This is a genomic window from Algibacter sp. (genome assembly GCF_049667265.1).
Lineage (GTDB): Bacteria > Bacteroidota > Bacteroidia > Flavobacteriales > Flavobacteriaceae > Algibacter_B.
Genome location: NZ_JBATHX010000118.1, coordinates 1 through 12140, shown reverse-complemented (window position 1 = coordinate 12140; position 12140 = coordinate 1). Strand labels below are relative to the sequence as shown.

9 protein-coding genes are annotated in these 12140 nt (G+C 33.2%); 6 read left to right on the top strand and 3 right to left on the bottom strand.

Annotated elements, in window-relative coordinates; genetic code table 11:
• The first annotated feature begins 10 nt into the window (after positions 1 to 10).
• The 6 genes from WBN21_RS04185 (at position 11) to WBN21_RS04160 (ending at position 8470) form a co-directional block, all read left to right on the top strand.
• A complete protein-coding gene (locus tag WBN21_RS04185; protein ID WP_424198037.1) occupies positions 11 to 1801 on the top strand; it encodes a RagB/SusD family nutrient uptake outer membrane protein in 1791 nt (596 codons plus the stop codon).
• Positions 1802 to 1911: 110 nt separating this feature from the next.
• A complete protein-coding gene (locus WBN21_RS04180; protein WP_424198036.1) occupies positions 1912 to 3477 on the top strand; it encodes a sulfatase family protein in 1566 nt (521 codons plus the stop codon).
• 28 nt (positions 3478 to 3505) lie between these two features.
• Positions 3506 to 4960 carry an arylsulfatase gene (locus WBN21_RS04175; RefSeq protein ID WP_424198035.1) on the top strand — a complete coding sequence of 485 codons (1455 nt, stop codon included), beginning with the start codon at positions 3506 to 3508 and terminating at the stop codon, positions 4958 to 4960.
• 407 nt (positions 4961 to 5367) lie between these two features.
• Positions 5368 to 6099 carry a FadR/GntR family transcriptional regulator gene (locus WBN21_RS04170; protein WP_424198034.1) on the top strand — a complete coding sequence of 244 codons (732 nt, stop codon included), beginning with the start codon at positions 5368 to 5370 and terminating at the stop codon, positions 6097 to 6099.
• Positions 6100 to 6109: 10 nt separating this feature from the next.
• Entirely contained in the window at positions 6110 to 7261 is a 1152-nt protein-coding gene (gene dgoD, locus WBN21_RS04165) for a galactonate dehydratase (protein ID WP_424198033.1), read from the top strand.
• Between the two features lie 318 nt (positions 7262 to 7579).
• Positions 7580 to 8470, top strand: a complete 891-nt coding sequence (locus WBN21_RS04160) for an aldose 1-epimerase (RefSeq protein ID WP_424198032.1) — start codon at positions 7580 to 7582, stop codon at positions 8468 to 8470.
• A gap of 70 nt (positions 8471 to 8540) precedes the next feature.
• Here the strand turns inward: WBN21_RS04160 and WBN21_RS04155 are convergent, their stop codons facing one another.
• The 3 genes from WBN21_RS04155 to WBN21_RS04145 all read right to left on the bottom strand — a co-directional run.
• On the bottom strand, positions 8541 to 9560 hold the full coding sequence (locus WBN21_RS04155) for a UDP-glucose--hexose-1-phosphate uridylyltransferase (RefSeq protein ID WP_424198031.1): 1020 nt from the start codon (positions 9558 to 9560) through the stop codon (positions 8541 to 8543).
• A 19-nt stretch (positions 9561 to 9579) separates the two neighbouring features.
• The gene (gene galK, locus WBN21_RS04150; RefSeq protein WP_424198030.1) at positions 9580 to 10728 is read right to left on the bottom strand and encodes a galactokinase; all 1149 of its coding nucleotides are present in this window, start codon (positions 10726 to 10728) and stop codon (positions 9580 to 9582) included.
• Positions 10729 to 10732: 4 nt separating this feature from the next.
• The coding region (locus WBN21_RS04145; RefSeq protein ID WP_424198029.1) for a T9SS type A sorting domain-containing protein at positions 10733 to 12140 on the bottom strand (1408 nt) is incomplete at its 5' end.

The window sequence follows — 12140 nt, the reverse complement described above, 5'->3', positions numbered from 1 at the left end:
AAAAAACAAGATGAAAAAATTTAGCAAAAAATTAATTGTTTTGATTGCAATTACAAGTTTTTTACAATCATGTGACGACTATTTGGATCAAGCAAATCCAAATGAAGCTTCTACGGATACGTATTGGTCAGACTTTGACCAATCAGATGCCAGTTTAACAGGAGTTTATGGGGGTATGTTAGACACGTTTATTTTAAACGTTGAGCAGGAGGCTATTCGGTCTGATTTAGGAATTCTTTCTGCACTTCGACCAGATAATCCAAACCCTAACGCAAGAACCGTTCCTTTTTACACCCATACCTATAACTCGGGTAGTTTTAATATTCATAGACAATGGAATGCCTTGTATCAAGTTATTTTTAGAGCAAATCAGCTTATAGCAGGATTAGAGCGGATGGACGAGACCCTGAAAAATAGTGACCAATGGACAGAACAAATGGGACAAGCTAGACTTTTAAGAGGCATAAGTCATTTTTATTTACATGCTTTATACAACAATGGAGAGATAATTATACGAGACAAAGTTCCTGGGAGCCCTTCAGAAATTTCTAAACCAACGTCAACTTCAGCAGATGTCATTACATTTTTTAGAGACGATTTAAAATATGCTTATGATAACCTTCCTTATCAATTTGATGAGAAGTCAAGAGTAGACAAAGGCGTTGCAGCCACTATTTTGGGGACAAGTCATTTATATGAGAAAGAATATGGACCAGCCCTAGTATATTTTAATGACATCATTAATAATTCTGAATATGGATATGCCCTTTTAACAGGTGAGGATGTGAAACTCATGTATACTTCATCTGGAGAATTTAATTCTGAATCAATTTTTGAGATTAATTATTCTGTTGCACAAAAAATTGAAGAATCTCAATGGTACGAAGAAAGTTTTAACCATAGACATGCACGCTATTCGGCGCCAAACGGAAGAGGTGGTGGAGGTCCAGAACATTATGTTCCTGCAGCTTGGTTAACGGAAGCGTATTCAACAGAAAGTTTAGATCCGTTAGACGCTAGAAATAAAGTAGTTGGCTATAACGGAAACGATAGGGTAACAGATAATATATCCTTAAGAGCTTCTTCAATGATTGCTCTTGTAAATGACGAGCATACGGAGTATTATCTATCTCCAACAGCGGCAATTAGAGAAAGTTTCAACAATAATAAAATTTCATTTTTCAAACAACATATAAATCACGATATAACAGATCATGAAAAAAATGTTGGTGGAACAACTTGGAAATCGGGAAAAAATGTAATTATGAACCGTTTGGCAGATATTTACTTGATGAGAGCTGAATGCTATATAGAAACTGGAAAGGTTACTGAAGCTTTGGCTGATATTAATACCATTCGTGAGCGTTGGGGATTGGCTTTATTAGGGCCTGTAGTTGATGCGGGTAAAACTTATATAGCTAATGAGCCATCTACTAGCTTACCATATACTGATGAAAATACGTTGAGAAATCATTTAAGACATGTTGAAAGACCACTAGAATTAAATATTCAAGGCGTATCTACTCGAAATATAGATTTAAGAAGATGGGGGAATGCAAAAGCTAGATTTGCAGAATTGAATGGAATTAAATACTATCTTGATAAATATACTTATACAAGTAATGCATCAGGTGCCACTAAAGTAAGAAATAACAGTTTATTAACACGTACAATGACTGGAAAAGAGCTTTATAAAGATGGAGAAAATGAGTTCAAAGCTGCTGCGGAGAATTATAGTGAATTACGTGATTATTTACCAATTCCACTTAGTGAAACCGATAACAATAGCAGTATTGATTAAAAATTAAATATTTACAAATAAGAAAGAATTCAAAACGTTTTTTTAAACAAATTTTCCCTTCTATTAAAAAAAGAAGGGAAAATTATTCTTTTTACCATCCAAAAAATAATATGAAAAATTTAAAAAATTTCATTGTACTAATCGCTATACTATCTCTTGGTGTAAGCTGTAAAGACAAACAAAAAGAAGAAACTGCACAGGCTAAAAACACATCAAAGAATCCAAACATTATAGTTATATATCTTGATGATTTGGGTTACGGTGATTTAAGTTCTTATGGAGCAACAGAATTACAAACGCCAAATATTGATGCTTTGGCATCTGGTGGAATTAAATTTACTAATGGCTATGCATCTTCTGCAACTTGCACACCAAGTCGTTATGCACTACTTACAGGTATGTATCCTTGGCGCAATAAAGATGCAAAAATATTACCAGGAACGGCTCCTTTGTTAATAAGCACAGAGCAGCAAACACTACCCAAAATGCTTAAAAAACAAGGCTATCAAACTGCTATTGTTGGTAAATGGCATTTAGGTTTAGGAACTGGAATTGTAGATTGGAATGAAAGAATAACACCTGGACCAAATGAAGTTGGATTCGAAGAATCTTATATTTTGGCAGCAACGCAAGACCGTGTTCCAACGGTTTATATTGAAAATGGTTTTGTAGCTGATTTAGATAAAAACGACCCCATTTCTGTAGATTACGGCAAAAATTTTGAAGGAGAACCAACAGGATTGGATAATCCAGAATTAACCACCATGAAATGGCATCACGGTCATAATAATAGTATCGTTAATGGTATTCCAAGAATTGGTTACATGAAAGGAGGAGAATCAGCAAAATGGAGTGATGTAGATATGGCAGATAATTTTCTGCAACGAGCACAAGCTTACGTAAAAAATCATAAAGATAAACCATTCTTCTTGTATTATGCCATGCAACAACCGCACGTGCCTCGTACACCCCACCCACGTTTTGCAGGTAAATCTGGTTTAGGACCAAGAGGCGATGTTATTTTGGAAGCCGATTGGTGTATAGGAGAGTTTATGAAAACTCTTGAAGAAGAAGGCATATTAGAAAACACATTAGTTGTATTCTCAAGTGATAATGGTCCTGTTTTAAATGATGGCTATTATGATGATGCTGTAGAAAAATTAGGTAACCATAAACCTGCTGGACTATTAAGAGGTGGGAAATACAGCATTTTTGAAGCTGGAACTCGTGTTCCATTTATTACGTATTGGAAAGGTAAAATTGAACCAGGCACCTCTGATGCGATTGTATGTCAAATGGATTTAATGGCTTCTATTGCAAATTTAATCGGCACAGAAGAATCATCTACGGATAGTGAAGAATTAATGGATGTATTATTAGGCAAAAGTGACAAAGGACGTGACAATCTTGTTTTAGAAGCAACTTCTAGAACTGCTTTACGAAGTGGAGATTGGTTAATGATTCCAGCATATAAAGGTATTAATTTTAGAGAGAAAGTAGGTATTGAAGTCGGGAGTTTCCCGGAGTTTCAGCTATATAATTTAAAAAATGATATTGGACAACAAAATAATTTAGCCAAATCTAATCCTGATAAACTTGCTGAAATGGTTCAAGAATTTGAAGCTTTAAGAGGGAAAGATTATAGTCTAAACGTAAAAGACGTTAAATTTAGATAAGTTTAGAATCTTTTAAGAAGTTGTAAATATGAAGACTAAGTTAATAATTCTAACTGTATTGCTTTCAATAGTATTGTCTGCATGTGCGCAAGAAAAAAAGGAATCTAAATCCACAAAGCAATCACCTCCTAATATCATTTACATTTTAGCAGATGATATGGGAATTGGTGATTTAGGTGCCTATGGGCAGAAAATAATCCAAACGCCAAACCTGGATAAGTTAGCAGCAAGAGGCATGAAGTTTACACAGCATTATAGCGGTTCAGCCGTATGTGCTCCTTCTCGCTCTACATTAATGACAGGTCAACATACAGGACATACTCCTATTAGAGGCAATAAAGAGGCAGGTAATGGATTAGAAGGTCAAGTACCAATTCCAGATAACACACTAACCTTAGCTGAAATATTAAAAGAACGTGGTTATACAACAGGAATGTTTGGAAAATGGGGACTTGGGTTTGGAACTGGCGACCCAAATAATCAAGGGTTTGATGAATTCTATGGTTATAATTGTCAAAAATTAGCACATAGATATTATCCACCATATTTAAATCATAATCAAAAAAGAGATTCCCTTGAAGGAAACGATTGGACAAAAAAAGCAACTTATGCTCCAGATAAAATTCAGGAACATAGACTTCAATTTTTAGAGGATAATAAGGACAATCCTTTCTTCGCTTATATACCTTTGGTATTACCTCATGCAGAAATTATTTCGCCTAACGATTCTATTTTTAAAGTATACAACGGAAAATTTAAAGAAACACCATATACTATAGATAACAAATATACTTCAGATTACGGTCCAGATATAGTACCTCATGAGTATGCTTCAGTAGAAAAACCACTTGCTACATATGCATCAATGATTACAAGAATTGATACGTATGTTGGTCAAATTATTGATAAAATTAATGAACTAGGGCTTGCTGAGAACACAATAATAATGTTTACAAGTGATAATGGACCCTCTCCAGAAGGAGGAACGAATCCAGATTTTTTTAATAGCAATGCCGAATTTAAAGGTTATAAAAGAGATTTATATGAAGGCGGAATTAGAGCACCTTTTATAGTTGTTTGGCCAAATAAAGTAAAAGAGGGAACTGTTACAAATCATGTATCAACATTTTGGGATGTCTTGCCAACATTAACAGAATTAACTGAATCCAATACGCCAGAAAACATTGATGGAATTTCATTTTTACCAACATTGTTAAATAAAAAAGGTCAAAAACAACACGACCATTTGTATTGGGAATTTAACATTAGAGGCGGAAGAAAAGCGATTAGAAAGGGTGATTGGAAAGGTGTTTGGTATAATATGAACACAAAAAAACAAGGTGATTTTGAACTTTACAATCTATCCAATGATGTTTCTGAAACTAATAACATTGCAAAAAGTCATCCTGAAATTGTAAAAGAGTTGAAACAATTATTGGAAGAGTCAAGAACAGAATCTGATTTGTTTCCTTTTCATTATTAAAATAATTATTGCTAAGAATAGACTTTTAAATCAATTATTGGAATTGTATATTTTATATGCTTATCAATATTTTTTTAGTAATCCATTTTTGTTTGTCGTAAAATTTAAAAGCACTTATCTTTTGTATGATAATCTCGAAAGGCTAGCCATTTAAAAATTTTAATAATGATAAAACTAAAACAATAAAATTATGGAGATAAACTCCATTTATCCTTACAATATCTGAAGTAATTCCTTAGATGAAGTTTCAAAATCTTTACTAAGGTTTACGCGGAATTTAAGCCTCCTCGTTCAAAAATATCAAGATTTTTATTATAGACATATTCTTCTTTTTACTTTAAACCAGATTTATTGTTAAATAATAATTATATTTGTATGATGTATTACAAACAAATACTTAAATAATTATGTTCACCCCTATTGCAAAACGTGAATCACTTAGTGTACATGTAGGCGCTGAATTGACCAAGGCCATCAGACAAGGAAAATATCAACCTTCAGAAAAAATACCAACAGAGCATGAACTCTGTTCCATTTTTAACGTTAGCAGAACAGTTGTTCGAGAAGCAATAACCGGATTAAATGCCAAGGGCATTGTGGATATAAGAAAAGGGAGCGGTGTATATGTATCAGAGATGAGTATTAAAAATGCTTCTGAATCGTTGAATTTATTTTTTGGCCTTTCTTCAGATCAGGATTTGATGCTACATGCCATTGAAACGCGAGCCATGATGGAACCGATGATTGCCTTCAAATCTGCAAGTATTAGAAAAGAGGAACATATTACTATGCTACAAGATAATCTGGAGAATATGCAAAAATGTCCTTTGGATGATAAAACATTGGAAGCGGAATTGGACAACCAGTTCCATAGAATTTTACTTGATTGTATAGATAATCCTGTTCTAAAATTATTAATGAATCCTATTTATAATTTAATGCCTCAATTTAAATTTAATGTATTTGCCAAAACTAAGATTACAAAAGAAAATATGGCTCAAGAAAAAGAAAAAATGCTCAATTATCATCAAATTATTGCACGTGCAATAATTGATAAAGATACTCTAAAAGCCGAAAACTTTATGAGAGAACATTTAAAAGTTACCTCAGAAAATTATCTTAAATCAATAGAAAAATAACAAAATAGCTATGGACATAATTGAAAAAATAGAACTTTTTAAAGTTCCACCTCGATGGTTCTTCCTAAAAATGACCACTAAGGATGGTGTTGTTGGTTGGGGAGAACCTGTGGTAGAAGGAAAAGCTGATACCGTAGAGGCATGTGTTCATGAACTTTCCCAATATGTGCTAGGTCGTTCTCCCAACGATATTGAAGATATTTGGCAGACCCTTTACAGAGGAGGTTTTTATAGAGGCGGCCCCATTTTAATGAGTGCTTTGGCCGGAATAGATCAGGCGCTTTGGGATATTAAGGGAAAAACACTTGGTGTGCCAGTTTATGAGCTATTAGGGGGAGCAGTCCGTCAAAAAATGAAAATGTATTGTTGGATTGGCGGTGATAATCCCGATGTAGTTTTGCAACAAGCCCAAGACAAAGTAGACCTAGGTTATAAGGGAGTTAAGATGAATGCTACAGGAGCTTTTGAATGGATTGATTCAGCAAAAAAAATAAAAAGTGTTGTCAAAAATATTGCGCTATTGCGTCAGGAATTTGGAGACAATCTTGATATTGCCCTCGACTTTCATGGTAGGATACATAAAGGCATGGTAAAACCACTTATTGATGAATTGGCCCCCTTTTACCCAATGTTTATCGAGGAACCCGTTTTAAGTGAAAATAGTGATGCATTAAAGCATATCTACTCCCATACCTCTATTCCCGTTGCTATGGGTGAGCGTATGTACTCCAGATGGGATTTTAAAGAAGTACTTCAAAAAGGGTTGGTCGATATTATACAACCTGATCTCAGTCATGCAGGAGGTATATCAGAAGTAAGAAGAATTGCTGCCATGGCAGAAGCCTATGATGTGGCATTAGCACCACATTGTCCTTTAGGTCCAATATCATTAGCATCAGCATTGCATATTGATTTTAATTGTATCAATGCATTTATACAAGAAAGCAGTTTAGGAATTCATTATAACGAGGGTTATGAATTACTCGATTACATGGAAAATCCCGAAGTTTTCGACTTAAAAGATGGATATATTTCTCTTTTGAAAGAACCAGGATTAGGGATTCGTATTGATGAGGACAAACTAAGAGCAGCACAAAAAATAGGACACAAATGGAGCAACCCTATATGGAGAAATAATGATGGCAGTATAGCGGAATGGTAAATCAACTAATTTTTTAATTTAGGTCAACAATAAAAGAATTACCTAGATAAAAAAAGAATAAAAAATATAGCCCGATTTTACGGAAAAAGGCGAAGATTACTCTTCGACTTATATTGAAAATTTATAAAACAAATAAAGCCATAAAATAAGGGTTACGACAGAATTTTTATTGGCGAAAAACCAACTAAAAACGATTATTCCTTTTTATAAAAAATATAACTAGCTAAAAACTTAAAGCTCATTTAACTTAAAACATTGACTAATTCTAAATCATTTTGAAAACAAATATTCTCAAATGGAACTTAAAACATTAATAGCGTGTACAAAATAAAACACAATCAAGACCTAAATATTATAGAGGTTGAAAATTCAAAAACCAAGCTTTATGCCAAAATTTATAATAATTATGGTGGCACTTTGCAGGAACTATCTTTAAATGGAAATACTATTATTGAAAATTTAACCCCTTTAACTTATGATTTAACTTATGCATCATCTATTTTATTTCCTTTTGCAAATAGGGTAAAAGATGGTACTTACAGATATCAAGGTGAAAAACATCAATTTGAAACCAATCAAAAAGAAGAAAACAATGCACTACACGGATTGGTTTATAATAAACCATTTCAAGTTATAGAAAAAAACATAACTGATTCTTCTGCTACCGTAATTATAGAGTATAATGAAACTAAAGTATCTATAGGTTTCCCATACACTTACAATCTTCAATTAAAATATATTTTTACTCATAATACCGTAGCATTAGTCGTTACTGCAAAAAACACATCGCAAAAAACGTTTCCTTTTACATTGGGTTGGCATCCATATTTTTTAAGCGAAAATTTATTTGAGAGCGTTTTATGTTTTGACTCTACTAAAAAGATTTTGATGAAAAACCGAAATATAACTGACGGTTTTAAAGATATTGAACCTATTAAAGATTTTCATATTAAAGATCAGAAATTAGATGATTGCTGGGTTTTAGACTCGAATGAAGTTACATTTAAAACACCAAAGTATCAATTAACAATGACTTCCTCAGCTGAAAACAATTTTTTACAAGTATATACTCCACCAAAAGCCAACAACATAGCGATAGAACCCACTACAGGCGTTTCAGATAGTTTTAATAATAAAATTGGGCTACAAACCTTAAAGCCTAATGAGTCTTATGAGGTCACATGGAATTTGAATATAAACAACAACTAAAATACTAAATAAAAAGAGTGCTACATTAATAAAGGATGTAAAGAAAACTTTAGTTTTATTTTATGTTAAATCATAGTAATTCTTTTAGCTTTCTAGTTGCAATTTCCGCAGTAATATCCCTTTGTGGTGAGCCAAACATTTCATACCCAACCATAAATTTCTTAACCGAGGCACTTCTTAATAATGGTGGATAAAAACTCATGTGCCAATGCCAGTGAGTGTTATCTTTACCATCTGTAGGCGCTTGATGTATGCCGCTGGAATATGGAAATGAGGTGTTAAATAAGGTATCATAAGCTTTTGTTATTACAGAAATGGCTTCCGCAAAAAGCAAAGTTTCCTTTTCTTTTAAATCTAAAATATTTGATTGATGTGCTTTGGGAACAATCATGGTTTCAAACGGCCATACTGCCCAAAAAGGTACCAACACAACGAACGCTTCGTTTTCAAAAATAATTCGTTCATTTTTATGTAATTCTTGTTTTAAATAATCACCTAATAAACTTCTTTTATGCTTTTTGTAGTAGTCTAACTGGTGTTTATCTTTTTTATAAACTTCGTTAGGTAAACTGGTTTGACTCCAAATTTGTCCATGAGGATGCGGATTGCTACACCCCATAACAGCCCCTTTGTTTTCAAAAATTTGAACGTAATTAATCAAATCGTTTTTAGCAAGCTCATTATATTCTTTTTGCCATGCAAACACTATTTTTTCAATGTCCTTAGCATTCATATCTGCCAGACTTTTTGAATGGTCTGGACTGAAACAAATCACTTTACAGATACCTTGTTCACTTTGTGCGGTAAGCAGACCTTCATTAACGTTAAAAATTTTCGAGCTTGTTTGTAATGCAGCAAAATCGTTAGTAAATACAAACACATCTTCGTATTTTGGATTTATTTCACCATTAATTCTTGTGTTTCCAGCACATAAATAACAACTTGAGTCATGTGAAGGTCTAACTTCATTTGAAACTGTCTCATTTTGTCCTTGCCATGGTCGTTTTGCACGATGTGGTGAAACTAAAACCCATTCTCCTGTTAATATATTATAACGTTTATGTGAATAATCTTGTAAATCAGTAGTCATTTTTCGATATAAATATTAATTATTTTATAATGTGTGTTCCGTCAGATAGCTTAACGTCATAAATTGAACAATCATTATTAAATTTTGCTTTATACGCTTTTGCGGCTTTTGCTTTAAAATTTTCCGATTCATTTTTAGCAACCAAGTTTATAGTGCAACCCCCAAATCCGCCGCCCATCATTCTAGCGCCTAAAACATGGCCGTTTATTTTGGCTTGTTCTACTAAAAAATCTAATTCATCACAGCTTACTTTGTATTGATTTTGTAATCCGTTATGGGAACTATACATGAGTTCACCTAAAGTTTTTAAGTCACCATTCTCTATTGACTTTGAAGCTTTAATAGTTCGTAGGTTTTCTTGTATTATGTATAATGCTTTTTGATAATTTTCTGGTGTTACTTGATCTTTAATAGTTTCCAAATCATATTCAGTAGCATCTCTTAACGCCTTTATATTCAGCATACTTGCAATAGATTCACAAACTGAACGTCTATCATTATAGGCGCTATCAGACAGGCTATGCTTTACATTGGTATTAATTAATATAAGCTCGCTATCTTTAAAATCAATTTCAAAAGGTTTGGATTTTACAGTTCTGCAGTCTAATAACAAAGCATTATTTTTTATTCCAAACATGCTAGCGTATTGATCCATAATTCCACATTTAACTCCAACATAATTGTGTTCTGCCTTTTGTGAAATTAAAATCATATCCTGCTTGGACAAACCTAAATTAAAGAGTTCGTTAAGCCCAAAAGCCACACTATTTTCCAAAGCTGCTGAAGAGGACATACCAGCACCTCCAGGAATATCGCCTCCAAATACGATATTGAAATTACTTATTATTTTACTTCTATTTTGAATTTCAGAAACAACACCAAGAACATAGTTTTGCCAACTTCCTTGAGCTAAAGGTTTAATTTGATTTAACGTAAATTCTAAGATTTCTTCCTTATCCGCAGCAAAAACGATGGAAGAATTAGAATTGCTTTTTCCAATAGCGGCAACAATTCCTTTATTAACAGCTGCTGGAAAAACAAAACCATCATTATAATCAGTATGTTCTCCAATTATATTAATTCTACCTGGAGAGAAAACCATGATGGGGTCTCCCTTAAACTTATCAATAAAGCTTTTCTTTATCGAATTTATCAAAGTTTTATTCATTCTTTCATTTATTTTTTAGCACTTTTTCAATTGATATAGCATCATCAGCTTTAACTCTTAAAAAATAGATCCCTTGAGAAAAATTAGATACATCAAGACGGAGTTTACTAGTTCCTTTCTTTTTAATTTTTTTTATTGATTTCCCAGTAATGGTAAAGATTTCGATTTCCAAATTATTGATCTGCTTATTGAAATTAAGATTAAAATAATCTGAAGTTGGGTTTGGAAAAATACTTAACTCTGAATTTGAAACATCCTCTAAACCTAAAGATCCTGCTGAACCAATTTCACCTGATGTTCCACCATTAGTTTCGTTGAAACTCCATAAATTATAGTTGGTGGTTTCAGATGTTGTCCAATTTGCACTATCATTAATACTAGCTCTTAATTGAGCTACAGAACCTGATAAAGGACCAACATAGATGCCATTATCTTGATCAGTTCCTACAGCATTAGCATTTTCACCATTTGTTAAAGCAGAAGGTAATTGACAAAATGTATTTCCTCCACCAGTTCCCCAGCCTCCATTAGTATTTAAACCCGTTATCCAAGCACTTGAATTAGGATCTTCTGGCAAAGAAAAAGGATCAACATGATAAATTAATATACCATCACCTCCAGTTGCAAAATCAAAATCGCCGTCACTACTTTCAGCGACTTTTCCTGTATAATCATGAGATGTTGTGCCTGCAACTACTGCAGCATCACCTGTAACTCTTCTAACAATACCGTCAGAATCTAATTTAAATATATCACCAATGCTAAAAGCTGCTCCTGGAGTCCATGTCCAAACATCATCAATACTAAAATCTCCAGTCCATCCATCTTGAGATCCTTTCCAAGATCTATTAGAAATTGATATTTTGGTAGTAGCTTCAATATCTTTTAAAAGTAAAAATGCAAGTTCACCAGTACCAGAACCAGCTTTCCAACCAACTATTGCAATATCTCCTGCTGTTATATCAGAAGGTAAAACTACATCAGAAATAAAAATTTCTGCAGGTGTTACATCTAAGGTTCCAAAAGTAGTTCCAGTTAATTCTATTATTACAGTTTCACTTCCTTCATCCAAACCATCATCAGAAGCTGTAATTGTAATATCTGCACTATTGGATCCATTTGATATCGTTACTGTTCCTGATAACGAACTATAATCTACACCTTCAGATGCATCGCCACTTACTGTATATGTTACATCAATATCTTCCGTAGCTAAGACACCATCTGGTAAACTAACGGTAAAAACACCATCTGTATCACCTTCAATAGCATCAGTAATACCTACTATATTAATAGTTTCAACATCTTCTTCTATTTCTAGTAATGTACTTTCAAAAAGTTTATCATAAGCTGGTAATGTACCATCGTTCCATAAGAAACTATGAGGATGCCCTGTTCCGCCATCATCATTA

Bases quoted from the DNA above. Each gene is read 5' to 3' on its own strand.
- WBN21_RS04175 (WP_424198035.1), top strand. From the start codon at position 3,506: ATGAAGACTAAGTTAATAATTCTAACTGTATTGCTTTCAATAGTATTG.
- galK (WP_424198030.1), bottom strand. From the start codon at position 10,728: ATGAATAAAACTTTGATAAATTCGATAAAGAAAAGCTTTATTGATAAG.
- WBN21_RS04180 (WP_424198036.1), top strand. From the start codon at position 1,912: ATGAAAAATTTAAAAAATTTCATTGTACTAATCGCTATACTATCTCTT.
- WBN21_RS04185 (WP_424198037.1), top strand. From the start codon at position 11: ATGAAAAAATTTAGCAAAAAATTAATTGTTTTGATTGCAATTACAAGT.
- dgoD (WP_424198033.1), top strand. From the start codon at position 6,110: ATGGACATAATTGAAAAAATAGAACTTTTTAAAGTTCCACCTCGATGG.
- WBN21_RS04155 (WP_424198031.1), bottom strand. From the start codon at position 9,560: ATGACTACTGATTTACAAGATTATTCACATAAACGTTATAATATATTA.
- WBN21_RS04170 (WP_424198034.1), top strand. From the start codon at position 5,368: ATGTTCACCCCTATTGCAAAACGTGAATCACTTAGTGTACATGTAGGC.